General features: G+C 54.5%; 21 protein-coding genes and 2 pseudogenes. 11 read left to right on the forward strand and 12 right to left on the reverse strand.

Annotated elements, in window-relative coordinates:
- Window positions 1-58 precede the first annotated feature (58 nt).
- Window positions 59-823: a transcriptional regulator GlcC gene (glcC, locus tag QYE47_RS05485; RefSeq protein WP_014590533.1), complete on the reverse strand. Its 765-nt coding sequence runs from the start codon at window positions 821-823 to the stop codon at window positions 59-61.
- Window positions 824-1,018: 195 nt separating this feature from the next.
- Here glcC and glcD point away from each other — a divergent pair, with 195 nt between their 5' ends.
- From glcD to QYE47_RS05515, 6 genes and pseudogenes are all read left to right on the forward strand, one after another.
- On the forward strand, window positions 1,019-2,518 hold the full coding sequence (gene glcD, locus QYE47_RS05490; RefSeq protein WP_019438348.1) for a glycolate oxidase subunit GlcD: 1,500 nt from the start codon (window positions 1,019-1,021) through the stop codon (window positions 2,516-2,518).
- Window positions 2,518-3,570: a glycolate oxidase subunit GlcE gene (gene glcE, locus QYE47_RS05495; protein ID WP_014590531.1), complete on the forward strand. Its 1,053-nt coding sequence runs from the start codon at window positions 2,518-2,520 to the stop codon at window positions 3,568-3,570. The genes glcD and glcE overlap by 1 nt, the downstream gene beginning before the upstream one ends.
- 9 nt (window positions 3,571-3,579) lie before the next feature.
- Window positions 3,580-4,815, forward strand: a complete 1,236-nt coding sequence (glcF, locus tag QYE47_RS05500) for a glycolate oxidase subunit GlcF (RefSeq protein WP_014590530.1) — start codon at window positions 3,580-3,582, stop codon at window positions 4,813-4,815.
- Complete coding sequence (locus tag QYE47_RS05505) at window positions 4,808-5,206, forward strand: heme-binding protein (RefSeq protein ID WP_014590529.1); 399 nt, start codon at window positions 4,808-4,810, stop codon at window positions 5,204-5,206. The genes glcF and QYE47_RS05505 overlap by 8 nt, the downstream gene beginning before the upstream one ends.
- Window positions 5,207-5,345: 139 nt before the next feature.
- A complete protein-coding gene (locus tag QYE47_RS05510) occupies window positions 5,346-5,684 on the forward strand; it encodes a hypothetical protein (RefSeq protein WP_012051955.1) in 339 nt (112 codons plus the stop codon).
- Between the two features lie 91 nt (window positions 5,685-5,775).
- Window positions 5,776-6,873 (forward strand): annotated as a pseudogene (locus tag QYE47_RS05515) (PLP-dependent aminotransferase family protein); the annotation flags it as partial.
- Window positions 6,874-7,322: 449 nt separating this feature from the next.
- On the opposite strand, the gene QYE47_RS05520 reads toward QYE47_RS05515, so the two are convergent.
- The 4 genes from QYE47_RS05520 to QYE47_RS05535 are packed head-to-tail and all read right to left on the reverse strand — an operon-like array spanning window position 7,323 to window position 13,057.
- Window positions 7,323-7,727, reverse strand: coding sequence for a hypothetical protein (locus tag QYE47_RS05520; RefSeq protein WP_070383782.1), 405 nt, complete (start codon window positions 7,725-7,727; stop codon window positions 7,323-7,325).
- A complete protein-coding gene (locus QYE47_RS05525; protein WP_155766708.1) occupies window positions 7,727-9,700 on the reverse strand; it encodes a hypothetical protein in 1,974 nt (657 codons plus the stop codon). Before QYE47_RS05525 ends, QYE47_RS05520 begins: the two co-directional genes overlap by 1 nt.
- Entirely contained in the window at window positions 9,697-11,601 is a 1,905-nt protein-coding gene (locus QYE47_RS05530; RefSeq protein WP_301158918.1) for a hypothetical protein, read from the reverse strand. The genes QYE47_RS05525 and QYE47_RS05530 overlap by 4 nt, the downstream gene beginning before the upstream one ends.
- Window positions 11,579-13,057: a site-specific integrase gene (locus QYE47_RS05535; RefSeq protein ID WP_155766706.1), complete on the reverse strand. Its 1,479-nt coding sequence runs from the start codon at window positions 13,055-13,057 to the stop codon at window positions 11,579-11,581. The genes QYE47_RS05530 and QYE47_RS05535 overlap by 23 nt, the downstream gene beginning before the upstream one ends.
- 606 nt (window positions 13,058-13,663) lie before the next feature.
- On the opposite strand from QYE47_RS05535, the pseudogene QYE47_RS05540 reads away from it, so the two are divergent.
- Window positions 13,664-14,039 (forward strand): annotated as a pseudogene (locus QYE47_RS05540) (transposase); the annotation flags it as partial.
- A gap of 944 nt (window positions 14,040-14,983) precedes the next feature.
- Here QYE47_RS05540 and QYE47_RS05545 read toward each other — a convergent pair.
- Entirely contained in the window at window positions 14,984-15,676 is a 693-nt protein-coding gene (locus QYE47_RS05545) for a hypothetical protein (RefSeq protein WP_070383779.1), read from the reverse strand.
- A 261-nt stretch (window positions 15,677-15,937) separates the two neighbouring features.
- Complete coding sequence (locus QYE47_RS05550; protein WP_081343597.1) at window positions 15,938-16,255, reverse strand: hypothetical protein; 318 nt, start codon at window positions 16,253-16,255, stop codon at window positions 15,938-15,940.
- A gap of 397 nt (window positions 16,256-16,652) precedes the next feature.
- On the opposite strand from QYE47_RS05550, the gene QYE47_RS05555 reads away from it, so the two are divergent.
- Window positions 16,653-16,889: a hypothetical protein gene (locus tag QYE47_RS05555; RefSeq protein WP_335726752.1), complete on the forward strand. Its 237-nt coding sequence runs from the start codon at window positions 16,653-16,655 to the stop codon at window positions 16,887-16,889.
- A 353-nt stretch (window positions 16,890-17,242) separates the two neighbouring features.
- Window positions 17,243-17,740, forward strand: a complete 498-nt coding sequence (locus QYE47_RS05560) for an SH3 domain-containing protein (protein ID WP_237141854.1) — start codon at window positions 17,243-17,245, stop codon at window positions 17,738-17,740.
- A gap of 8 nt (window positions 17,741-17,748) precedes the next feature.
- On the opposite strand, the gene QYE47_RS05565 is transcribed toward QYE47_RS05560, so the two are convergent.
- On the reverse strand, window positions 17,749-17,958 hold the full coding sequence (locus QYE47_RS05565) for a hypothetical protein (protein ID WP_070384473.1): 210 nt from the start codon (window positions 17,956-17,958) through the stop codon (window positions 17,749-17,751).
- A 215-nt stretch (window positions 17,959-18,173) separates the two neighbouring features.
- The gene (locus QYE47_RS05570) at window positions 18,174-18,362 is read right to left on the reverse strand and encodes a hypothetical protein (protein WP_172830952.1); all 189 of its coding nucleotides are present in this window, start codon (window positions 18,360-18,362) and stop codon (window positions 18,174-18,176) included.
- A 104-nt stretch (window positions 18,363-18,466) separates the two neighbouring features.
- On the opposite strand from QYE47_RS05570, the gene QYE47_RS05575 reads away from it, so the two are divergent.
- Both QYE47_RS05575 and QYE47_RS05580 read left to right on the forward strand, forming a co-directional pair.
- Window positions 18,467-19,159, forward strand: coding sequence for an HAD family hydrolase (locus tag QYE47_RS05575; RefSeq protein WP_070383776.1), 693 nt, complete (start codon window positions 18,467-18,469; stop codon window positions 19,157-19,159).
- A gap of 337 nt (window positions 19,160-19,496) precedes the next feature.
- Window positions 19,497-19,868 carry a hypothetical protein gene (locus QYE47_RS05580; protein WP_155766705.1) on the forward strand — a complete coding sequence of 124 codons (372 nt, stop codon included), beginning with the start codon at window positions 19,497-19,499 and terminating at the stop codon, window positions 19,866-19,868.
- A 49-nt stretch (window positions 19,869-19,917) separates the two neighbouring features.
- Here QYE47_RS05580 and QYE47_RS05585 read toward each other — a convergent pair whose 3' ends face one another.
- From QYE47_RS05585 to QYE47_RS05595, 3 genes are all read right to left on the reverse strand, one after another.
- Window positions 19,918-20,118: a hypothetical protein gene (locus QYE47_RS05585; protein WP_155766704.1), complete on the reverse strand. Its 201-nt coding sequence runs from the start codon at window positions 20,116-20,118 to the stop codon at window positions 19,918-19,920.
- A 90-nt stretch (window positions 20,119-20,208) separates the two neighbouring features.
- Window positions 20,209-20,574 (reverse strand): histone-like nucleoid-structuring protein, MvaT/MvaU family, encoded by a 366-nt coding sequence (locus QYE47_RS05590; protein ID WP_070383774.1) that lies wholly within the window; start codon window positions 20,572-20,574, stop codon window positions 20,209-20,211.
- 768 nt (window positions 20,575-21,342) lie between these two features.
- Window positions 21,343-24,141, reverse strand: coding sequence for a dsDNA nuclease domain-containing protein (locus QYE47_RS05595; protein ID WP_070383773.1), 2,799 nt, complete (start codon window positions 24,139-24,141; stop codon window positions 21,343-21,345).
- Between the last annotated feature and the right edge of the window lie 151 nt (window positions 24,142-24,292).

Consider the following 24,292-nt stretch of genomic DNA (forward strand, 5'->3'; position numbering starts at 1 on the left):
AAACCTGTACCGGCCCTTTCGCGGCGGTTCGACGCGAGAGGGCCGATACAAGGCCGCTTCACCCCCAGCCATCCATACGCATGGTCGCCCTGACCAGGCGCTGCTCTTCCTGCTCGATCTCCCGCAAACTGTCGCGTATGCCGTTGATATGCTCTCGCGCCGCCCGCTGCGCCTGTTCGGGCAGTTGCTCCATGACCGCGTGATACAACCGCGCATGCTGCCGATCAATCTGGCGTTTCTGCGCTGGCCGGCAGTACAAGTTGTTGACCGACGCAAACACAGTGCTCAACGTCAGGTCACTGAGCGATTGCAGGGTATGCACCAGCACCGGGTTATGCGACGCCTCACTGATCGCCCGGTGAAAGGCATGGTCACGGCGGGCATGCTCACGGGCATCGAGCGCCTGCGCAGCCTCGTGCGCAGCCAGCATTTCTTCGTAGCGCCGGCGGATCAGCAGGCGGTCGACGTCGGTAGCCCGCAACGCCGCCAGCCGCGCCGACTCAGCCTCCAGCAATGCCCGGACCTCCAGCAGGTCGAACAGCGTGCGCGGTTGCGAACTGAACAGGTGCATCAAAGGCGTAGCACCCGCCTGCCCGGTGAGATCGGCGACGAACGAACCCCGCCCCTGTTCAGTGTCGATGATGCCGCGCCCACGCAAAACGCGCAGGCCCTCCCGTAACGCCGAACGTGAACAGCCAAGCTTCTCCACCAGCCGCCGCTCCGATGGCAGCGCCTGGCCCACCTTGAGCACGCCTTCGACGATAAGCCGCTCGACCCGTTCGGCCACCTGGTCGGCGACCTTGACCTTGCCTTCAGTACCCACTGCACACACTCCTGCTGGTAGGACCACTTTGACTTATAGCACCAATCTAGCCGGACAGAGTCGTGAGTAAACAGCACTGTTCGAAGAAACTGGTAGGACCAGTCAACATCTCACTCGACCCCGGCCGCTAGCACGCGCACGCTGCATCAGTGACCGCTTTGCCAACAACAATAAAAACCGTTGCCGAGTGAGCCGATGAATATCTTGTACGACGAACGCGTCGATGGCGTGCTGCCTGACGTGGACCGGGCCGCCCTGTTGCAGGCGCTGCGCGATGCCCTGCCGGACCTTGAAATCCTGCACCGCGATGAAGACCTCAAACCGTACGAATGCGACGGCCTGTCGGCCTACCGCACAGTGCCATTGCTGGTGGTGCTGCCCGAACACCTGGAGCAGGTGCAAACGCTGCTGAAGCTTTGCCACCAGCGCGGCGTACCGGTGGTTGCGCGTGGCGCCGGTACCGGCCTGTCCGGTGGTGCCCTGCCGCTGGCCAAGGGCATCCTGCTGGTGATGGCGCGCTTCAACCGCATCCTCGAGGTCAACCCGCAGGGGCGCTACGCCCGCGTGCAACCGGGCGTACGCAACCTGGCCATTTCCCAGGCCGCCGCACCCCATGGCATGTACTACGCACCAGACCCTTCCTCGCAAATTGCCTGCTCAATCGGGGGTAACGTCGCCGAAAACGCCGGTGGCGTGCACTGCCTCAAGTACGGCCTGACCGTACACAATGTGCTCAAGGTGGACATCCTCACGGTCGAGGGCGAACGCCTGAGCCTGGGCAGCGATGCCTTGGACAGCCCCGGCTTCGACCTGCTGGCATTGTTCACCGGCTCCGAAGGCATGCTCGGTATCGTCACCGAAGTCACCGTCAAGCTGCTGCCCAAGCCCCAGGTGGCGCGGGTGATACTGGCCAGTTTCGAAAGCGTCGAGGACGCTGGCCGGGCAGTCGCCGACATTATCGCTGCCGGCATCATCCCTGGTGGCCTGGAGATGATGGACAACCTGGCGATCCGCGCCGCTGAAGACTTCATCCATGCCGGCTACCCGGTGGACGCGGCGGCGATCCTGCTGTGCGAACTGGATGGCGTGGAAGCCGATGTTCACGACGACTGCGAGCGCGTCGCCGCCGTGCTGACGCAAGCCGGGGCCCGCGAGGTGCGCCTGGCCTGCGACGAAGCCGAGCGCGTTCGCTTCTGGGCCGGGCGCAAGAACGCCTTCCCGGCCGTAGGGCGCATCTCCCCCGACTACTACTGCATGGACGGCACCATCCCGCGCCGCGAGTTACCACGGGTACTCAAGGGCATCAGCGACCTGTCCGCGGAGTACGGCCTGCGGGTGGCCAACGTGTTCCATGCTGGCGACGGCAACATGCACCCTTTGATCCTGTTCGATGCCAACCTGCCCGGCGAGCTGGAGCGTGCCGAAGCGATCGGCGGCAAGATTCTGGAGCTGTGTGTGAAAGTGGGCGGCAGCATCACCGGTGAACACGGCGTGGGGCGCGAGAAGATCAACCAGATGTGCGCGCAGTTCAACAGCGACGAAATTACCCTGTTCCACGCGGTGAAGGCCGCCTTCGACCCCCAGGGCCTGCTCAACCCCGGCAAGAACATTCCCACCCTGCACCGCTGCGCCGAATTCGGCGCCCTGCACGTGCACCAGGGGCAACTGCCCTTCCCCGAGCTGGAGCGCTTCTGATGAGCATGGACCGCGACATGAGCCAGACGCTGTTGGAGCAGGTCAACCAGGCGCTGAACGAAGGTACGCCGCTGCGTATCCAGGGCAGCAACAGCAAAGCGATGTTGGGTAACCCGGTGGCTGGCGAAGTCCTCGACACCCGCAACCACCGCGGCATCGTCAGCTACGACCCCACCGAGCTGGTACTCACGGCCCGCGCTGGTACTCCCCTGCGCGAGATCGAGGCAGCCCTGCACGAGGCCGGCCAGATGCTGCCCTGCGAACCACCCCACCTGGGCCCCGAGGCCACCTTGGGCGGCATGGTCGCGGCCGGGTTGTCTGGCCCGCGACGGCCGTGGGCCGGGTCGGTGCGCGACTTTGTACTGGGTACACGGGTGATCACCGGCCACGGCAAGCTGCTGCGCTTTGGTGGCGAGGTGATGAAGAACGTCGCCGGCTACGATGTGTCACGCCTGATGGCGGGCAGCTTCGGATGCCTGGGGCTGCTGACGGAGGTTTCGCTGAAAGTGCTGCCACGGCCGCGCCTGTGCCTGAGCCTGCGCCTGGCGATGGGCCGCAATGAAGCGCTGGTCGAGCTGGCCGAATGGGGCCAGCAACCACTGCCGATCAGCGCCGCCTGCCATGACGGCGAAACGCTGTACCTGCGCCTGGAAGGCGGCGAAGGGTCAGTGCAGTCGGCACGCCAGCGGCTGGGGGGCGAAACGCTCGATAACCGCTTCTGGACCGACCTGCGCGAACAGCGCCTGACGTTCTTTGCCGACGACGCCCCTCTGTGGCGCCTGTCCGTACCCACCGTTACCGGCGAGCTGGACCTACCCGGCCAGCAACTGATCGACTGGGGGGGTGCTCAGCGTTGGCTCAAGACCTGTGCACCGGCGCAGGCCATTCGCGACCAGGTCGCCAAGGTGGGCGGCCACGCCACCTGCTACGCCCCCGGTGCAGCCAGCAGCCCGCCGCTGCCGGTTGCACTGATGCGCTATCACCGCGCCCTCAAGCAGCAGCTCGATCCCCAGGGGGTGTTCAACCCTGGTCGCCTGTACCCGGACCTGTGAGGCCAGCCCATGCAAACCAACCTTAGCGAAACATCGCGCCGTCTGGCCCGCGCCGACGAAGCCGAGCGCATCTTGCGCACCTGCGTACATTGCGGTTTCTGCACTGCCACCTGCCCAACTTACCAGTTGCTGGGCGACGAACTGGACGGCCCGCGCGGGCGCATCTACCTGATCAAGCAGATGCTCGAAGGCGAGCCGGTCACCGCCAGCACGCAATTGCACCTGGACCGCTGCCTGACCTGCCGCAACTGCGAAACCACCTGTCCATCCGGGGTGAAGTACCACGATCTGCTGGACATCGGCCGCGCAGTGGTCGAGCAGCAGGTGCCACGCCCGCTCGGCCAGCGCCTGTTGCGCCAGGGCCTACTTGCGGTGGTACCGCGCCCGGCACTGTTCAAGGCCCTGACCCGTAGCGGCCAGGTGCTGCGCCCGCTGCTACCGGCCTCAGTCAAACGCAAGTTGCCGGCGCAGGTCACCACACCCGGCCAGCGTCCGGCAGTGCGCCATGCGCGCCGGATACTGATGCTGGAAGGCTGCGTGCAGCCGGCCCTGTCACCCAACACCAATGCCGCTGCTGCGCGCCTGCTCGACCGCCTGGGTATCAGTGTGCAACCGGTCCGGCAGGCCGGATGCTGTGGCGCGGTGGACTACCACCTGAATGCTCAGGAGCAAGGCCTGCAGCGGGCACGGCGCAATATCGATGCCTGGTGGCCCGCCATCGAAGCGGGTGCCGAGGCTATCGTGCAGACCGCCAGCGGCTGCGGCGCGTTTGTCCGCGACTATGGCCACCTACTGGAGAAAGACCCCCATTACGCTGCCAAGGCGGCACGGGTCAGCGCCCTTTCCCGCGATCTGGTGGAGATCCTGCGCGATGAGCCGATCGAACAATTGGCCCTGTGCGCTGAACAGCGGCTGGCCTTCCACTGTCCATGCACCCTGCAGCACGCCCTGAAACTGGGCGGCGCGGTAGAAGCGTTGCTGACGCGGCTTGGCTTTACCCTGACCTCGGTGCCCGATGGCCACCTGTGCTGCGGCTCGGCGGGGACCTATTCGCTGACCCAGCCTGAACTGTCACTGCAACTTCGCGACAATCGTCTGAATGCGCTGGAAAGCGGTAAACCGCACCTCATTGCCACAGCCAACATAGGCTGCCAGGCCCACCTCGACGGAGCTGGTCGCACGCCCGTGCGCCACTGGATCGAAATCGTCGAAGCAGCCTTGAACCCGGAGCCCGACCATGCTTAGCAAGTTCGTTATCGGTCAGACCGAAATCGCCCGTGTATTGACCGCCGCCCGCCAGGAAGCCCAGGCCCGACAGTGGAGCGTGACCATCGCCGTGGTCGACGACGGTGGCCACCCGCTGGCCCTGGAACGCCTGGACGGCTGCGCACCGGCCAGTGCCTACATCGCGCTGGAAAAGGCCCGCAGCGCCGCACTAGGGCGCAAAGAGACGCGGGATTATGAAGAGATGGTCAATGGTGGCCGTACTGCATTTGTGACCGCCCCCCTGCTGACCAGCCTTGAAGGTGGCGTGCCGCTGCGGGTGAAAGGCCAGGTGGTGGGCGCCATTGGTGTATCCGGCGTCAAATCCGAACAGGATGCCCAGGTGGCCAAGGCGGGGGCTGCTGCCTTGTAGACCCTGGGGTTCGACCACCGCCCAGCATCTTAAGAAGTTTCCTACGCCTCTCTCAGAAGCGCCCTACTTGCCGCCCCTGCCCACAGAAAACATGATCGGCACTGGAGGACGCAAGGTCGCGACCCAGAGGAGGCTCCGCATGCACCCGTACGCCCGCCCCATCGCCGAACTGCGCAGCAGCCTGCGCGAAATGCTGGCCCATGACATGACCAACCCCGACAACGACCCGCACTTGTCGGGGGTCATGTTCTTCTGCGCCACCGATGAACATTCCCGTCAATTGATCGAACGCATCGAGTTGCTGGCCAGCGAGGTGTTCTTCGACGCGAACGGGCGGGCCATTTCAGAGCATATGAAAGCTTCGACGGTTGAAGGCGTGCGCATCAAGCGCAACCGCAACGCGCCGGAAGACGAAACCGTGATACGCATTGCCCTGGCAGAAAAAGGCTATATCACCGTCAGCACCGCTCGGCTCTGAGCGGTTGGCTCGGCCTCTTCGTAGCCTGTGACAAGCACCTGAGTCGCAGCCAATCCGCTATCCTGAGCAATCCTCCGCTCCGGACCCGCCCATGGAACTGCACATTCGCCTGGATGGCCGCAAAGGCCTGGCCGATCAGCTCTACCAGCAACTGCGCGATGGTATCGACAGCGGCCACCTGGCCGCCGGCACCCAACTGCCGCCCACCCGTCTGCTGGCTGAACAACTGGGCGTATCGCGCAAGACCGTGGCCGAGGCCTATTCGCGGCTGACCTACGATAACCTGCTCAGCGGCGTGGTCGGCCGTGGCACATTCGTCACCCCACGCCATCCGCTGCGCAGTAATGAATCAGCCACCCTCCCCTTGGCCGGCGCCGCCTCCCTCGAGCGCTGGCAGCAGCGCGCCACCGTGCTCAGCCAACGCCAGTTGCAGGCGCCATCGCGCTATGACTTCGTCGGTGGTGCTTCGAGCAAGGCACAGTTCCCGTTCGACCAGTGGCGTAGTTGCCTGAACTACGCCCTGCGCCGTAGCCAGCGCCACCATGAGCGGCAATTCCCGGCCCAGGGCTTGCCGGAACTGCGCGAAGCCATTGCTCACCACATCGCCTACTCGCGCGGGGTGCACTGCAGCGCAGCCGACCTGCTGGTGTGCAACGGCGCCCAGCAGGCGCTGGACCTGATCGCCCGGGTGCTGGTCGAACCGGGCTGCCAGGTGGCCATGGAAGATCCTGGCTACCCGCCGGCACGGCAATTGTTCCTTGCCCTGGGTGCACGCCTGCAATCGGTGCCGGTGGATGATGAGGGCCTGTGCGTGGAACAGATCGCCGACGGCACCCGGCTGATCTACGTCACACCCTCGCACCAGTTCCCGCTGGGCATGCCGATGAGCGAGCCACGCCGGCATGCCCTGCTTGCGCGGGCCGCCGAGCTGGGTGCACTGATCATCGAAGACGACTACGACTGTGAGTTCCGCTACCACGGGCCAGCCTCGGACCCGCTGCAGCGTCTGGACCGGCATGGACTGGTCGCCTATGTCGGGACCTTTTCCAAGACCTTGCTGCCCGAGCTGCGCCTGGGCTATGCCGTGTTACCGCCTGCCGTACTGCAGGCGGCTTGCGTGGCCAAGCACCTTAGCGACTGGCACAGCCCTACCCTGCTGCAGTGGGCGCTGGCGCGCTTCCTTGGCGATACTCTATAGTTAACAGCGAAAACATTGTACTCTAGAGCTGCATGTGTACAGCCAGAAGATAGATATCTTAAAGTGGCTTAGCATCTAATAGCTCGCCAAAACCTGACCACGGCATGACTCAAATGCCACCAACTTGATTAGCTCAAATAATTTATTAACCGAGAGAAATTAAACACTGGGTGCGGACATCACGAACTGCGGGACTTCTGACTGCATAAGGCAGCCCTACTAGAGTAACGTTTGAGTATTAAAGGCGCGGGGCTTTGGGCGAAAACTTCAAATTGCAGAGGAGACTCTGAATAAGGTAACCTGATATGCAATCGACGACCATATAGTTTTGTTGCTACCGAAGTTTTGATTTAATAAATATCAGGTGCGGGATGCACCATAACTATTCGCTAGATCAACATCACACTCTCAAAGCGCTCTTGGCAAATTTCCAACTGTGGTTATTTTTTTGGAAATTTAACAATTCGTAGCCCCTCAAGCCGATCAATTTCCTTTTCAAGTTTTGCGACATGCCGCAACAACATGATTTCACGAGCAAGAATTTGGTCTGACAGTGCCTTGAAACTTTCTGCCCTTTCGCGCTCTGCCTTAACTTTCCTTTTAAGCTCAGCCTTGCTAACTGGGACGCCCGCAGAGTGGGCATCGTTGACCTTCTTCGCTGCTCGTTCTATCGCATCTCGAATATTTGCATGCTGCGGGCGGCTTACCTTCAGAGATCCTCGACTTCGCCCAGCCTCTAAAGCTACTGTATCGTAGTTAATCTCTGCGTCAGGGGAAACAATCAATGGGATACCCTCTTCCATACGGCTCAACGCATCCCAGTAAATCTTTAGACCGTCGTCCATCACCCGGCCACCCTCATGGTTTTGGAAAACTCTTTAAGCTCGAATAAAGTTTGGTTTTCCGCGTTAAATTCTGGACTATTAGGCTCACATGTAGAAACCAGAGCCTCTTGAACCTCGATGAGCTTTAGGACTTTTGAGGGCTTGATGGCAGCAGACTTACAGCCATTACACCCAAGAAAGTTTACAGAAATTCGCTTGTGACAAACCTCAGTAGAAATACATCCCCCAACAACTGTCGGCTGGTAAAATAGCTCACCTTTTTTCATTCGCGCGAGGGTCTGCTCCAAAACTTCTGCGTATTTAATTGGTTCACGGAGCGCTTTGGCCTTCCCACGCAGCCAAATACCATGCGGCCCATGGAGAACTTCATCTGAAAATATAAACTCATTCGTATATTGCCAAGCTCTAACTTGCAACTCAGCGCTCTGATAAACGTTCACGAAAGCAGCCTTATCATTGCCTGCTTCTTTAAGCAAATCAGGCGAAAAACTAGAACCGCGAGCATAATAAATAGACATCTCAATAGTAATATGCTGTAGCATCATTTTTAGAGCAGGAAGACTTACCAAGCCACTACGTATGGCGTACACAGCAGTTGAACGCCTAATCTGGTGAATCGACAAAGGCCATTTTTTTCCAATGGAATATTCCTGCTCACCCCGCCACATGCGAGTGGGTGTAATACTTTCCAGCACACAGATGTCAGCTTCACTAATCAACGGGGTATTCAGCATTGGCTCATAATACTCAGGATCAAAATTTCCCCAAACGGGTCTTTTAGAACCCAATGAATCAGGCGCAGCTAAACCAGGGCTGAATGGCAAATACGAAATCGCAATAAAAATCGGCTGACTATTGAAGTCAATACCATGAACATTATAGATTAACTCAGCTATTTTACACGCTACTGAAAATGGGGTTTCCACATCAACAGAAGTAACCCACTTAGCTGGAGTAGGGCGAACCTTCAACTTGGTTGTTACACCTAGCAAAAAACGCCGCTTAACAGCGCCGCTTTCACCATCAATAACCCTATTGAGAGACTTCCCACCAAGACTGTAAGCTTCAGAGTTGCGCATACCCGAAAAAACATAAATCAACATAATACAACAGTACTGCACCATTCCAATATGTTTTGACAGTGACTTTAAAGAACCCACATTATAGCTCTTGAAATATTCAGCCAGCCCGATATCACAAGCGCATTCCATAAAAATTCCAGCTCTTTTTTTATTCCTTGCAAACTTTTTATCTCTTGATGCCTTTAAAACAAAATGACGAATACCGTCGAAGCTTGATGAAAATTTATCCAGCACAGCCTTATAATTATTGAGCAATTGGAAATAAATAGACGGCGGAATCACTGCTGTTTGCGCATACGACTTTGCCTTTTGACTTTGGCTTGATTTTGAAATCACCCGCCTAGGTGCTGGCTTAAAACCTAGATAGCGAAATGGAACATATGAAAGCTTAATAAGCAACGCCTCTAAATCAATAGTCTTAGGCTTCGACTCATTTATCCACTTGTTAAAAATTTCCTCAACATGATGAGGATCTGAAAGTGCCTGATGAACTGTCACTTTACTTTTGCAGCAGTACTCACGAATACGCGCCAGCAAGATGTTATACCTATTCAACGATGCAATCCCAAGAGGAACCCCAACCGACTTTAAAGCATGCTTTAGCAAAACAAGAATCACACATTTCGACTGCACAACATTTAGGGCTTCCCTAGAGGAACTTCCCCCACCAGAAGAAGCAAAATGAAGAGTATCATTCGTCTTCAATGTTTCAGATAAAAAATGTAGCCTCCAAGTATCCTGATAGAAATATGTTACATTCTGTCCATCAACAGTTCCGGAGACTACAAACAGCGGATCAGGGTAAGAGAAAGCCTCAGAGTCGGAACTCCAAGGAGACTCAATACTTCCAGGCAAATATTCTTGGATAAAAGTAGATCTAGCAGCTCTCATCTTAGTACTCCTATGCGAACCAACATATCTAGCTTTCTCTGCCAGTAAGGAGAGAGTTCCTCTGCGTCATAGACTTCTTTCTCAACCTTATTGCAAATGGCTTTCGCGCCTTCATTTAACGACCTCAGTTTATCAATCAAGAGATTCAGCCTCACAATCGATGCCCCCCAAAACTCATCAAACTCGGCAGCCGAACTCTGAATCAATTTGAACTGCTCAATTACGTAGCGCATACTAAATATTTTCCGAATATCAACCTCATTAATATGAACAAAGAAGTTTCTGCAAAAAATACATCCTAAGAAATTCTTGCAATCAGAAACTATAGAACCATTATCAAACATCGGATCGGAATCCCTGGCACCACTTGCGCATCCTCCCGATGATATATCTTTACTAGATACCATTATTTCGCGCGCTCGATCTCCGACAGCGGTAAAAAACAAGGTTGCCTCTTCAATATTCGCCTCCATATAACCAGTCGAATATGACTCCAGCGATGTCCTAATATTGTGATTCCCGGCCATCGACGACACTAATACACCATCCACATTCCTTTTATGATGCAAGTGGTACGCCCTTAATTTTTTCATTCCCAAAAAAGCAATTTTAGGGAAAACAAATTTCTTGAGCGGCCACAGCATATCCCCTGGGTATTGTTCGGGCATTTGACAAGGCGCCTTGCCATATATGAAATGCCCGAAAAGAAACTTGAAATCAGACTCACCCACTAAAATCTTTCTAACTGCAAGATAACATTCAAATTCTTTTGCAAACCGTGCCTCAAAACCAATATTTACTTCTTTGTGAGCACGATTCTTTATTACACGCTGATTTTGCGCCCCTCGCTCCATATAAGAGAACTCGTCCCAAACTATATTTTGAAGAGGCTGCAAATTTGCAGCTGTAGCCAAAGTAAACATTGAAATAAAGCAATCATGGGCTAGCCTGCACAAGGCATGAAGTGGCCTACCAGATAATGACTCCGGAAAGATTAACTTCCGCCCCGGATTATAGTAATTTCTATGTGGATATGGCATCGAACGTTTTTTATCAAGCACGGACATCTCGTCCCGCACACATTCATGAAAATCTTTGCCTTCCTCTTTCATGCGAGCAAGGCTTCGATCTCGTACATATTTCCATGGGAAAGTACCCCACTCGCGAAATGATCCCTGAAGAACTGATTCAGACATCAACAGCTGATGACCAAGAAGAATCCAGACTGTATCATCACCGATTACAAATGAATGAGGCAGACGTCTACCCCCAGTGATGAAATCATAAAGGTTTATAAACATCTGAGATATCGGATAAATGAAATCGTCCAATTCTTCAGTCGCCGGAGGCTCAGTGTGACTTATTGAATCCTTACAGTATGGAATAGGCGATATACCGATATAAAAATTGTACTCCACATCAGGAAAAGCAATCACACTAAGCCCCATTGCAATATTCAAGGCATAATTGGCTGTATTATTGTGCCTTCCCTCCCCCACACTCGATTTTAGGTATTTCGAGTAGCCAATTAAGGCACGATGAAACTCTTCACAATTATTGAACAGCTGAGGATGACCATTTTTTTCAGACCATTCAATCAGACAGCGCCCATTAAAGAACTCTTTTTTCAAACTAGATGCTGCTACCCCTTGGTAATACCTTTCAGCCATCGCCAATGCCCACTCTTTTACAAAACATGCCTGCCCGGCGTCAAAACTAGAAATTAGAACCTCACTCTTAGATCTAAGACCGTTGTGCGCCCGCACTTTGAACGCTAGAGCTGCGAAATTAAGATAACCACCAGCACATGGAACTATTAAAGCAATTTCACTAGGTTGAAGCTCTGCAATCAGCCCAAAGCAATCTCTGGCAGAAATTTCAGACAGGACTATCGGTTTCATTATTAGGGGTGTCATTCGCCTTCACCTCGCCAAACGCGCGTTTTATTCGCACTTCGAGAAACTCCTCCCACTTGCTTTGACTTAGCGCTTGAACTTTTTCACGCTTGATATCTTCGATATATTGTTCCGTAGTCTCAATACTCCTGTGACCCAGTCGCTCATTCACGGTAAGCACAACTTGAGTCATTGTAAGTTTGTTCTTCTCATACAGATCTAGAAGCCCCTTCACCAAGTTGTTCGCAAATGTAGCTCTGAGATTATGGAAATTCACATCAATCTGAAGCCCTTTACGCTTAAGGGACGGTTCAAGTTGATTGCGTATGAAGGCGTAAATAGCACCGCCCTCCTGTGGGTTTTTATACTTACCGCGATTAGGATCATTTTTTTGCGAATAATACGGCCGCCCTGACTTCGTGAGGAAAATATAGTTATCTTTCCGTCCTGCCAAATAGGACTTTTCATCACGCGCCTTGTATCGCTCAGATCTCAAATACACCTTCGCCATGCCAACCAAAAACAAGGGAACAAATAAGTTATTTTGAACATCATATTTACTATCGATTAAAGCCCCCAACCCGATAGGTAATGACAGATAGTCTGCTCCTGGGCTACCTGACAATACTGATCTTGGCATAGTAAACACACTTTGCATTCGAGGGCCGGCCATTAATGCCATTAGAAAAGCTAAAGTCATTTCTGTATTGCCGATTTCAAGAAGAGAATCAATGATTGCAACCTGCTCATCTTCATCGTAAGCCCTTAACTTTCGATTAGCCCCGCCTTTTTTTAAACGGCTTCTAGACTTCAAGCGCAAATCGGTTACAATTATCTCTTTCAACCTGCCAAATCCATGCTGATCAACATATCGAAAAGTTTTCTTTACTTCTTTCCACATCGGATTTTCCGGTTTCAAACCTTGCTTCAACTCTAGAAAACGGTAGAAGTCCTCAATCCTTGATACATGTTGATTTGAAGTCTCAAACGCATTTGGATTCAGAGCTACCCTCTCACTCAAATAAGAACTGTATGCATAAGTGGGGCGCGCTGACTTCCTCAAAGGGAAAGAAAAAATGTCAATTTCAAGATCCACCATAACATTGATAAAATCGACCAAACTCAATGCAACCTTTTTCAAAGTTGAGCGAGATACTGGGGGGTAATCAAAAGCTAGATCCGTAAGGTAAAGATTGCCTAGCATCCACGGCGAGCCGTCCGCTTTATGAACTAAGGCAGGATAGTGATAAACCGCTGCAGCTTCTGCGTCCTCAATCGGAACATAGCGAAACTCATCACTCAATAGACCCGGCGAAGGGTAGAAACGTGCCTCATCTATTTCTTCATTATCATCCTCTAAACTAGTTGAGCATGGACAGCCGCCCAGTGCGATTGGTTGAATGGCCGGAAGTTCAGATATCATATTAATCTTAATTTCACCAACGGCTTGGCCATATCGCATAAATATCACCTATCTTATTTTAAGAGGCAAATAAATTCAGCGATGCATACTGGGCTTCGAAATTTTCTTGCTCAATAGTTAAACGAATTCTAATTAAGCCCCATACTAGTTCAATCGATCCAGCTCGAAAAGCCACACGGCGAAATCTTATTGATTTTTCCGCAAGAAAGTGTCAATATATATATATCGTTTATTTAACTTTCTGACTAAATTTCATATAAATCAACAAGTTATCTATTGACCGCACTGTCCCTTTTCGGACTCCCCGTCCGACGGACGGTATAGGGTTCGTACGCTCCTAAGATGATTTTTGGTTTTTATGGGTAAAGCGCGTCCTAGCAGATGACGCTTTTCGAGATGGTGAGGTCAACCCTGAGGTGATGTTTTCTGACTGCGCACGCATTGCAGTTAGGCGTAGTTTTCAGTCCCTTGGCATAGATAGCCGATCTCCCCCCCCCTAGGTTCCGTATGAATTCCCGAGAAGCTGAATCGAGGCCTTCGGAAGCTGAATTTCTGTAGGGTTCTCTGCCATCTACGGAAAAGAATTCTGTGATAGCAATGCAATACCTACTCTCGGACGAGGCCTGAGATGTGATCTCCGATCTCATGGAAACCCATGGCCAGTGGCGACCGCGTCTGAGCGACCCGCTAATGCTCGATGGCGTGGTCTGGGTGCTCTACTCTGGTGCTGCTTGGCGAGATATGCCGGATCGATTTGGCCCGTGGCCGACGGTGTATCAATGATTTCGGGGCTGGCGAAACCAGAGGATATTGAATCAGCTGCTAAAAGACTTGCACCTGAGATTGAATGAGCAAGATTTGATCGACCTGCAAACCTGGATGATCGACTCAACGGCAGTACGTAAGCCGGGAAAAGGGGCCTGACGAGCCTGTCGACGCTCTAAGCCGCAGTCGCGGCGGCCCCATAACAAAAATCCACATGCTCCGCGACGCCAACGGAATACCGTTGCGCTTCCTTCTGCTGCTTCGTAGCTACGATGTCTTCGTGCTGAGGTCTGAGCGCCAAGCGCTCGAGGAAGTCCCCGTAGTTCTGGATGCCGGTATCAGGGCTGCCTGGTAGCCAGACTTGCGACTCGAAGGTGCCTCCCAGCCCTGCTATACGATGGCCAGCAATCTCCACTACCCGGCCATGCAGGCTGCGTTCAGCGAGGCCGCAGCCATAAAGGTTACGCGCTCCGCTTGTTGCGAAGTCTACGTTAGGATCAGATACCAGCTTTACTAACCGAGGCCGTGTACAAGGTCTACTGCCACCTCACCAGGACACGCTAATCATGAAAGAGCTACGGACAGCTGCTGAAGTCCTTGAGCGCCTCAGCCATGACTAGAATGCCTGCGTGTCGCCGTCGAAGAGCTAGCCAAATGGGTTGGTAATCGAGGAGCGAGCGCAGTGGTCGGCAATGTGAACGGAGCCCTGGCGACCCTCGACGACAACATTGATGCCGTGCGGCAAGGTATAGCGGAGCTAGTAGCCGAGAGCGTTAAGCCTTAGGCGGGCTGCTGCCCGAATAATCGATGCAATGCTGAGACGGAAGGATGCAGGTGCAGCAGGCCATTCGAGAATTCGGCTAAACGCCGGCTATGACGCCACCACGTTATATCGCTTGAGCCCCTTTCTGATCGGATCACAAGCCCAAAAGCAGGAGGGCCGATTCGGAGGCTGGAGAATTAGTTGAAATTATGACTCAGCAATAATTATCCCCCAGCGATAATTTCTCTGAACAGCACTTTCCGGTTCGCTGCCGGGGAAGTCGTCACTAAGAACTGCGTCCATGGCTAGGACAGATGCAATCTCTCAGCTGACGGGCACCTTGAACTTGGTGCAGAAAGGAGGATGGTGTTTCGGCAGGCGCCACCTTAGCACTTCGGAATGCCAGACGAGCGCGCCAATCAGGCGCGCGGGCAGCATCACCAGCCTGCGTAATGAGTTACGAGCAGCCCCCACTCCTTTATCGCAGTTCCATTTGCTCGCAAAACTCCAAGTGCTTCAGCTGCAGAAATCTTGGTTGGACAGCCACCTATCAGGTAGAAGTCGTCCTTTCCTGGGGAATACAAGTGAAGCAGCGTCAGTACCATCACACGCTGTAAATCGGTCATTTCTCTGTACGCACGGCGCATCGCTTTTAAGCCCTCAGGGTCGGGCTCTGACCGATCATGATCGAAGCCGCATGGACGCATGCAGTAATGACTACCTTCTTGGATCCCCCACGGCCTACTTTGAGTGAAGCAGGCACCCAGCTCGTATTTCTTAACGATGTGCCAAGCGACCTCTCCGAACCTTTCCCCTCGTTCCTTGGTTGACCAGTCTATCGGTGGATGTACTTGGCAAACTTTCGCCAAGGCGGCATTTTCTGTGCCGTCCATGCAACGTACTTTTTCAACCAGGTCGATCAGCGTGTATCCGGGAAAGCGACCAGCTGCAAACGTCGGGTTGATGGCGGCGTACGCAGCAAGAGCAACCGGTTGCTGAGAGTGATGCACATGGCCGTGGCTCGCGACGTCCACGTCCGTGAACGCCCAGATTCCCGAAGACAATTCATGGACACCCAGACGGTGTAGCAATGCCGCCGCTTTTTCCGATGGGTCGTCGAAGATTTCCATCTTGGGAATGCTCCTGATAAGGGTAAGAGATACTGATCCGCCTTCCCCATAGTAGGCCACCAACCAAGATGCTACGCTCGCTTCCTACTCGATCTTATAAGTTGGGGTCAAGTCGCCACTAAGAACTGCGTCCACGGCTAGGGCAGACTTAATCGTCCCCGCTGAAGGGCATCTTGAACTCGGTGCAAAAAGGAAGATGGCGCATCGGCAGGCACCACCTTAGTGCCGCGACGCCGTAAATCAGCTCCACGCACATGATAGCTATGTCTCGGGCAGTGAGCGGTACCACTCAGCGTAGGGCGTGTTGATTGCCTTGTGACGGTTGTAGTCCGGACTGCCGTCATCCCACCACACCAGGCCCCTCTCCCCTAGTGCTCTTTTGGCCCGCTCCACTGCTGCTCGAGCAGCATGCAGCTTGTCTTCGTCATCCAGGGCTTTGGCTTCCTTCACTGCTCGCCGTGCTTCCATCAGGTCGTACAGAAGGTGCTGACGCTCCTCATCAGAAAGCGAGGGATTGCTGCAGCGCCAGAGCTGACCTTTGACTACGAAGTAGCGACCATCGGGTGTTGTAGGATGCATAGCGCAAATCTCGTCAGCTGATACACCATGGACACCAAAGACGCTTCAACCGCTGCACAGGAGGGTTAAACGGATCGCAAGATCGCGTGAATCGTCAATCGAGGAAGCGTTACATACCAGCCTACTCGATGAGCAAGATTGGTGCGTCAGTCTACGTCAGCCCAGCGGAGTACATTTGTACTCCAGCTTTTTATTCGTCACTTCGCCCGGCCAACGCCTGCTCCAAGCCGGTGTGCTTCCTGTACCACCTTTGGCGCAGGGTATTATCTTCGACTGGATAACCGAGAGCCTTGAGCTGCTTATGACTCAATATGACCGCCAAGACACATCATCAGGCGCACTGACTGCTCGGGAGGTTTGCCAGGTGCTGCGAGAGGTCGTGCTCGGACGCCGGATAATGACTAAGGTAGGCAGCCAGTCCTGGGCGCAGTTGTACACCTGCCATTTCCAAATCGATGTAGAGGGATGGTGGATCACGATCTACAACGACTGCGATGAGATGGACTACTGCGAGCGATGCGTGAGCCCGGAGGGTAACTGCTGGGAGTTCGACCCAGGTGATCGGACAGATCCGATCGCTCTGCTATCGACGTGGGAGCATCAGACCCTGGCGCGGATGTTGAAAGCCCTGTAGAGCGATGAGAGCGTGCCCTGCCAGGCCCGGCTGTCGTGAATCAAGCCGTCGTCGACGACGTCTCGACCCTTCGGGCTTCTATCCGTCACGCCGGCGCGCTCCGCTTGCTGCATCTCATTCAGCAACCTCTCGAAGATGGCTTGAGTCCGCAAAGACGGCTGCCCTTCCCACCCGCAGCTCTCGGCTAAGCTGAATATCTTAAGCGATGGTAGATGGAAAATTGCTCGCCACGCCTACATTACCGACCTGGGCTATCGATGCTTCGGCGACGCAGCCGGCTACTGCTTGAAAAGGACAGAGTTTACTTCAAGGGTGCAATGGATATGCGCAAGAATGGTCAATCATGGTTTCTGATGCTGCTGGTTCTCTTCGTGGTGGGCTGGGCTGTCGGCAAGAAGGATTCGTCCAAAACTCAGCCTCCAGTCACCCAGGCGCCGGTGAGCACATTGGCATCAACCTCATCACCAGCACCACAACCTACACAAGCCTCGGCGCCTGTGCATTTCGTGAACGCGGATAAGCTGAACCTGCGTACTCAACCGGGAGGGAAAGTTATCTCCAGCCTCAAGCGCGGGGAAAAGGTGCAGGTCTATGAGCAGAAACAAGAGTGGGCACGCATTAGCCTCGACGGCCAACCGCAGCGATGGATCTCATACAGAAATCTCTGCAGCGGCTCCAACTGCTTCGCTACCCCGCAGCCGAAAAGAGACCGCCCGGCTCCCCAGCCAGCGCGCATCAATACGCCCGAGTATGGCTCATCGTGCCCCTGCTCTTCTGGTCGAATTTGCATAGGCCCCAGAGGCGGTCGCTACTGCATCACCTCTGGAGGGAATAAGCGGTACGGCGTGTAGCAGGAGCTCTAGTGACTGGGCTTTGCTGGCCCACCGAGCGCGTGCGATTGGTAGTCGGTGACTGCTTGAAACTGATGCTCCGCCATGAGACGTAGGCGCTCAAGCTCAGTCCCCGTCACACCGTTGGCTTGAGCCTGGTGGTACCGTTTCAAAGCATCCACCGCGTCGGTGTACATCGGATGGTCTGGAAGCAATACCTTGCTGAGATCCTTCTGCATCATCTCTACTCCCTGCGGGTAGGCAGCTCAGTGCTGATTTCAACAGGATAATGCTCAGTCTTATATGCTTCGATCAATAAGACCACCGCCTCGAAAACCTCGGCCTCTTCGGTACCAGGTTCTGGCTCATTGTCGAACAGTGGCGAGACCTCTCTGAGGGCTGCTCGTACTCGTCGTCATTACGGAGCTGTCGAATCGTCACAGTTGCGCCTCCATCAATGAACTGACTCACCCAGGATGCCTGCGCTGTGCAGCTGGTAGTCGATCACTGTCTGGTAGAGATGATCCGCCTTGAGTCGAAGGCGTTCGATTTCCTCTGCTGGAAGTCCATCAGCCTGGGCGGCGTTATGAGCTCGAATTGCCTCAAGAGCCTGCCTGAGCAACGGCTCGCCCGCTTCGGCCATACCCAACACAGTTCTCTTCACTTCTTGAGCCTCAATGATTTGGCATCCTCCATCTGAGGGCTTAGTGTACTCTCGCTCCCGCCTGGTCGACCACGGAGATACGGATGGCAAGCACAGCAGTGATCTTTGACGCCTTCGGCACAACCCTGCGGATCGGGACACCTATACACCCGTATCGCCGGCTGCTCCGAGAAGGCGCGAAGAATGGTCGGCGCCCTAGCCCAGGCGACCTCCATAAACTGATGACTATTGATACCGGGGTTCGAGAAGCTGCTGACATCCTCGGCATCCAGGTTACACCGTCACGCATGTCTGAAATCGAGTCTGACCTTCAACGCGAGATCGAATCAATCGAAGTGTTCCATGATGCCCGCGATGCGATCGCCATCCTCCATGAGCACGGCATAGCTACCGCCGTCTGCAGCAACCTCGCTGCACCCTATGGGGCTGCAGTGAAGAAGCTACTGCCAGATCTTAACGCCTATTCGTTCAGCTACGAGCTCGGGGTCACCAAGCCCGACCCAGCGATCTACCGCGCCGTGTGCCATGATCTTGGGGTTGTGCCTGGCCACCTGTTCGGAGACGTGGCCCAGGTAGCAATGATCGGAGACTCACCACGCTGCGACCGAGATGGCCCTCGTACTGTTGGCATCAAAGGCTTTCATCTTGATCGATCAGGTACCGGAACCATCCGAAAGCTCGTGCAGTTCGTTGAGCTGGTCGTCGCACAGTCCACTGAGCGAAGTCAGTCGCCAGGCTCATTCACGTGGAATGCCCCCAGGGAGTTGGATCGATGAGCCAGCATCCATCTCCAAGTGCGGGCGGCAACTAACGGGGAGCACCTCCCTCACTGTTCATCCCGCCGTCCATCTTGGCCAGTGTCGAGGAGCTGGCAAAGAAGGCAGCGGAGTTGAATGGCCTTATTGCGCCCCAAACCGCCAGCTGTCTAGCGAAGCTCATTGAGGCGGCAGACGCGCCGCTGACCCAGATATGGGGTGTCACGGAACAGAGTGGATCTGACCAAAAGAAGGATTGTCTTGATCCAGCTATCGATCCTCGCCTCGCATCGTCGCGGTATTGGGCCATCACGATCAGTTGCTCAACAGCGAGCCAGCGGGGCACCGCGCTGCGTTGATGTACATCAAGCACAGCGAACAGCTTGACCTTCATTCCCGTTTGTGGCGTCTGCCCAGAGCAATCAGCCGCTGGAACCAGCTGCAGGTAGGTGAAACCGAGCTGTTGGAATTCAAGCTCATGACTTGTATCGCAGAGGTCGACCACATCCTTGATGCGTTCAACCGCAAAAACCTTCGCGATCGAGTTCTCCGCTTCTTCAGAAGCAGCAAGCTCATTAACGATGCTGGAATAAGCTCAGGGCTTCCACCAGCAGAGGCTGTCGCAGATTTAGCACGACTGAAAGAGCTTGGGATGGTGATGACGTCTTCAAGCGGGGCTGATTGGATTGAGCCTGGCCTGCCCTCATGGGTCGCTGAAGGCATTTTATGACTCTAGACATCTCGAGCGGTCAATTTCGGATGCTATCCGTAGAGACAGGTCATGTTGTTGGCTCATCACCACACCACGTATCCTCTAAAACGCTCCTGAACACGCCCGCCAGAGATGGATGCTGACGTGCCGCTTCCAATTCTTGCACGAGCGCCTTCAAGTCTGCTGCCTCTTCAGATGTCATTACCAAATCGCAGTAGTGAAATCCCTTCGTGGCTTCTCGCAAATGCGCTTTGTAGTCGTCCTGCATTCTGAGTCACCTATTAGCGTCGTCGGCTTGCCAAGCTGAAAAGCAAAAACCGCCGGATGGCGGTTTTTGCACGTGTTCAGAGTAATCTTCTCAGGCCAGCCAGGACTCTACTTCATCAGCGCCGTACTCGGCTTTCCACTCCTTCAGCAGCTTGTGATTGCCGCCTTTGGTTTCGATGATCTCGCCGTTGTGCGGGTTCTTGTACTGCTTCACCTGGCGAGCACGACGCGGGAACTTTTCAGCTACTGCTGGCGCGGCGGCACGACGGTTAGCTTGAGGATCCAGAATGTTGATGATGTCGCGCAGGCTGAAACCGTATTTGTTCAGCAGATCACGCAGTTTGGTCTCAAACTCTATCTCCGCCTGCAGCTCGGAGGAGCCCTTCATAGCCTCCAGTTCGGCCAGCTGTGCGGCCAATGTTTGCTCAAGCTTACGGAATTCTGCGAGACGGGACATAGATGTTTCCTCAAAACCAGATGAAATTAGTAGGATACTGTACACCATTTTTAGCTTGCCCTACTTACATTTTGAGTACGCATTGGCAGTCTTGTTCAACTCTATACGGAGATTTACCAATACTTGCTTCTAAATCAGCAAGGCGAGTAGTGTGATCATCCCTTTGGCCGTCTTCGTCGCCATCATGATTGCGGAGGCACTGGATGAGCATTAATACTAAAGGGAAACTGGTAGTCCGGCTCACTTAACATCCGACTGCGAGGTTTCATGAGGTGACTCGAACCAGTGTTAATGCCAATCTAAGGCCCTGCGCTGTACCTCCTGACGTTGATTGGGGAATGCTTCCACTGAATTTTTCACACTCGTTTTGGCAATTTTTTTTAGTCATACCACCGTGTTATAAGCCCCCTGCCTCCCCCTAGGCTTTCTCTTTCCAGCAATTACTAAACAGGCCGTCTGTTACGCTCACGCCTGACCGTCATGCTAGGCATCGTCAGGCGAGGTTTATCAGGCACACGCTCAAGCTCTATCCCCACCGGTCAGCAATCACTTCGATACTCCGCTTCCTACGATATCGGAGACGTTCCGAACATTGCTGCCCTAGTCACAGCGTTTGAGCTAGACGGTAACATCACGCAAGGAAGCCTCTTTAATCATCAGCTTCGTTGGGGAAACCATTACCATTGTGTAGATCGCTTCCTCCAGGCCGCTGGATTGAGCAGCCTTGAGGTATCATTGAAAAGAGTATGACATGCGTTTTTTAGCGACTTATGCCCCGTGGCACTTTTTGAACTTCCGCCCTGAGCCACACGGGCAAGGTTCGTTACGACCTACTGTTCCCACATGAGAACGGAACGCCACACGTCTGCTTTCGCGGGTGATGCCACCAATCAGCGCAGTTTGGCCATTCAACTCCCGCTTCTGCCAATCCTCCAGTCCTTCCACGTAGGGGTCTAGCCGCCTAATTTCGGAGATCGCACCGTGGTGATCACCACACCAAGCCAGTATCACCGCATACTGACTTCTGACCTGAACCAGCCTGCGAATAAGACCTACCTGAGTGACGATGGGTAGGACATGCTGCTCCAAGACCTCCTTTGCGCCCTCATAGTCTTTGGCCCCGACAAACTCATCCGCCAAATCTTGCCCGACCCGCACTATCGACTCGTACCCCTCAACCATTCCATAAAATTTCATGGCGTGGATACGTTGCAGACGCGCTTCCAGCCCCTGACCTTCGCGAGCTTTTGCGTAAACTTCCAGGGCGTCAGCAAGGTGTTTGATGTGCTCATGGACATCAGGTGGTCGCTTGATGATTTTCCACAGCACATCCGAATTTTTGCCCATCACGGTTTGAGGCGTTAGCCCCAGGATTTCAAAATATTCACGGACAACTTTCTGGCACATCGCCTCCGCAGCCTTGTGGCGTTTCAGTTTCCACAGTGCGACTGCATGGTTGTAATCGAAGACGCGACGGTAATCAGGATCGGAGATTTTTGGCGCAGCATACGCTACTGCCTGTTCAACCTCTTCCTTACGGCCCTGGTCGGAAGCCAAAAGCACTTTTCGCATCGCCCACGCGACTTGCTCGCGTGTCTCGAATCCGTGAGTATCTAGAAGCCGCTGCATCATCGAGAGAGGATCAGCCGCTTCGTCAAAGCGCCCCTCTCGCATGTAGGAAAATACCAGGGCATCAAGCGCCCAGAATGCTTGGTGTGGGTCGAGTTCATCTGCGTCAAGTGCCCGCTTCAAGCTAGAGGTGATATCGACAGATATACCCATTTCGTAGAACATTTCCTCGCCTGCGAGGCCAATCAGGGTCATGACATCGTTGAGTCTGATGAATACACGCGTGAGCAGAGAAAACCGCGAAACATCACGGTGCTGCTCCAGGCTCCGAATAAGTAGTTCTTTCAGCGTAACCAACGCCTCAGTGATCACCGGCTCGCCCATGAGCTCTAGGTGACGCAGCCCTAAAGTACGGACAGCATCATGGACTTTGAGTGTTTTGGCGCCGAAAACCTCAACTGTACCTGTGGCCTGAATTTTTTTGATGGCCGCAACTGCGCCGCCTTGGGATAACTTGAGCGTCGCCGATAGCAGCTGGACGATTTCCTCATGGGTGAGCCCGATATCAGCAAGGCTGACGACCGCAAGCGCGTTCTGGGTAACCTGCTCGAAACCATCGTAAACGCGAGCCAGTATGACCTCTTGGGCCGTTTCCACTAGGTTTGATTGCTGCCTGAGGTCAATGCAGAGTGCTTCGATATCTCCGCCGTACCCCGAGAGGGCAACCGTAACGGCGCTGTCAACGTACAGTGGCAAGCCACCCGAGTATGTCCGGAGCTGCTCAAATGCCTGAGCACTGCCGAATGCGCCGGCGTCGCTGGCGACCCTCGCCACGGTATCCAGATCCCAACCGAGAAGCGTCTCACGCCGCAACTTCATGATCGCCTCAAGCTCCCGGACGTTCTCATGAGGCTGGCACAGAAGCGTGAAACGGATATGCCGGGTGGCATTCAGCAAATCGCGCAGGTGAACTACTGGAACACGATGTGCGTTGTCGATCACAACCACCAAGGATGCCTTAGCCTGCTCCAGAAAACGGTCGAATGCCCGAATCGCCTCGTAACCACTGGCACCAGGCAACAGAATTTGCCGAATGCCCTCAGGGTCTTTATGGGAAAACTTGGAGGCAAGCTCGCGCACGATTGAGCTCGCGAGTGCGGGCCCTGGAAGATCACCAACGTCGTAGTAGGCACATGGTTCGGGGCTATGCAGAGCCGCATGGGCAGCCCAAGTCGTTTTCCCGGCGCCCGACAAACCGCAAATGATTCGCACCCGCTCGGCTGATGCAAGGGCAGGTTCGCTCTGCTGAGGCCTGTAGGATGTAGGCAGCGTAGGAAAATCCTGGAGCTGAACGATTAACTGCTCGAACAAGCTTGGCAATTCCGGAGTGCGGAATACGTGCCTGGCGTTTCCGTCACCGCCAGCGGACGCCAGCATCACCAATGACGCCATTTTCCAAGTCAGCGTTGAAGGCGAAAGAAGCGAGAATTGCAGTTTTTCAGCCTGATCTGCGCACCACACGGCCGCCTCCTCCAGCGTTGCCCACGCAGGAGGAAGGTAATCAGGGCGCGGGGCTGTCGAGTCGGGGTAAAGGTAGATCAGATCCGCAGGCGTCTTATTCTCGTCCACCGCAGTTTGAAGCGTTTTTCCTAGTGGCTGGTTCGCAACGATCACGAACTCTGGATTACCAGCACGGCCCTCAAGCTCATGCGCCTGTCGAACCTGCTCAAAGCGCTCCAATGCGCCTGCAACGTCGCCAGGCATCAGCGGCTGAGAACGGGTTTTGACCTGGATATAGACTCTCCCGGCATCAGTGCAAAGCTCGATATCTTCATCCAGCTCGACAAGCACCTCTTTGACACCCGAAGCCTGCGCCATAAACAAGCAGCCCACACCATACAGGTGCTGATACAGGAAACCTCTGTGCAGAGACTCGATGCGCTTGAGCTGGGCAGGATCGAGCACGTCCACGGTTTTGAGCTGGTCATCAGATTGCATAGGGTTTCCACTTCACTTTATGCAGAAGACTTTTGTGCTCAGGCAGAACCGAGTACAGGTGACGGTGCAACATTCAATGGTGATCGTTGTAAAAGATCGAGCAGAAGCGCTAGCCACCTCGGCTCGCCACACCAGTTAATCCACGACTCCA

The organism is Pseudomonas sp. 2,4-D, assembly GCF_030418155.1.
Lineage (GTDB): Bacteria > Pseudomonadota > Gammaproteobacteria > Pseudomonadales > Pseudomonadaceae > Aquipseudomonas > Aquipseudomonas alloputida.

What these genes read in the sequence shown, in the direction of transcription:
- glcD (WP_019438348.1), top strand. Translation starts at nt 1,019, where the DNA reads ATGAATATCTTGTACGACGAACGCGTCGATGGCGTGCTGCCTGACGTG.
- glcE (WP_014590531.1), top strand. Translation starts at nt 2,518, where the DNA reads ATGAGCATGGACCGCGACATGAGCCAGACGCTGTTGGAGCAGGTCAAC.
- glcF (WP_014590530.1), top strand. Translation starts at nt 3,580, where the DNA reads ATGCAAACCAACCTTAGCGAAACATCGCGCCGTCTGGCCCGCGCCGAC.
- QYE47_RS05505 (WP_014590529.1), top strand. Translation starts at nt 4,808, where the DNA reads ATGCTTAGCAAGTTCGTTATCGGTCAGACCGAAATCGCCCGTGTATTG.
- QYE47_RS05510 (WP_012051955.1), top strand. Translation starts at nt 5,346, where the DNA reads ATGCACCCGTACGCCCGCCCCATCGCCGAACTGCGCAGCAGCCTGCGC.
- QYE47_RS05520 (WP_070383782.1), bottom strand. Translation starts at nt 7,727, where the DNA reads ATGGACGACGGTCTAAAGATTTACTGGGATGCGTTGAGCCGTATGGAA.
- QYE47_RS05525 (WP_155766708.1), bottom strand. Translation starts at nt 9,700, where the DNA reads ATGAGAGCTGCTAGATCTACTTTTATCCAAGAATATTTGCCTGGAAGT.
- QYE47_RS05530 (WP_301158918.1), bottom strand. Translation starts at nt 11,601, where the DNA reads ATGAAACCGATAGTCCTGTCTGAAATTTCTGCCAGAGATTGCTTTGGG.
- QYE47_RS05535 (WP_155766706.1), bottom strand. Translation starts at nt 13,057, where the DNA reads ATGCGATATGGCCAAGCCGTTGGTGAAATTAAGATTAATATGATATCT.
- QYE47_RS05545 (WP_070383779.1), bottom strand. Translation starts at nt 15,676, where the DNA reads ATGGAAATCTTCGACGACCCATCGGAAAAAGCGGCGGCATTGCTACAC.
- QYE47_RS05550 (WP_081343597.1), bottom strand. Translation starts at nt 16,255, where the DNA reads ATGCATCCTACAACACCCGATGGTCGCTACTTCGTAGTCAAAGGTCAG.
- QYE47_RS05555 (WP_335726752.1), top strand. Translation starts at nt 16,653, where the DNA reads ATGACTAAGGTAGGCAGCCAGTCCTGGGCGCAGTTGTACACCTGCCAT.
- QYE47_RS05560 (WP_237141854.1), top strand. Translation starts at nt 17,243, where the DNA reads ATGCTGCTGGTTCTCTTCGTGGTGGGCTGGGCTGTCGGCAAGAAGGAT.
- QYE47_RS05565 (WP_070384473.1), bottom strand. Translation starts at nt 17,958, where the DNA reads ATGCAGAAGGATCTCAGCAAGGTATTGCTTCCAGACCATCCGATGTAC.
- QYE47_RS05570 (WP_172830952.1), bottom strand. Translation starts at nt 18,362, where the DNA reads ATGGCCGAAGCGGGCGAGCCGTTGCTCAGGCAGGCTCTTGAGGCAATT.
- QYE47_RS05575 (WP_070383776.1), top strand. Translation starts at nt 18,467, where the DNA reads ATGGCAAGCACAGCAGTGATCTTTGACGCCTTCGGCACAACCCTGCGG.
- QYE47_RS05580 (WP_155766705.1), top strand. Translation starts at nt 19,497, where the DNA reads ATGTACATCAAGCACAGCGAACAGCTTGACCTTCATTCCCGTTTGTGG.
- QYE47_RS05585 (WP_155766704.1), bottom strand. Translation starts at nt 20,118, where the DNA reads ATGCAGGACGACTACAAAGCGCATTTGCGAGAAGCCACGAAGGGATTT.
- QYE47_RS05590 (WP_070383774.1), bottom strand. Translation starts at nt 20,574, where the DNA reads ATGTCCCGTCTCGCAGAATTCCGTAAGCTTGAGCAAACATTGGCCGCA.
- QYE47_RS05595 (WP_070383773.1), bottom strand. Translation starts at nt 24,141, where the DNA reads ATGCAATCTGATGACCAGCTCAAAACCGTGGACGTGCTCGATCCTGCC.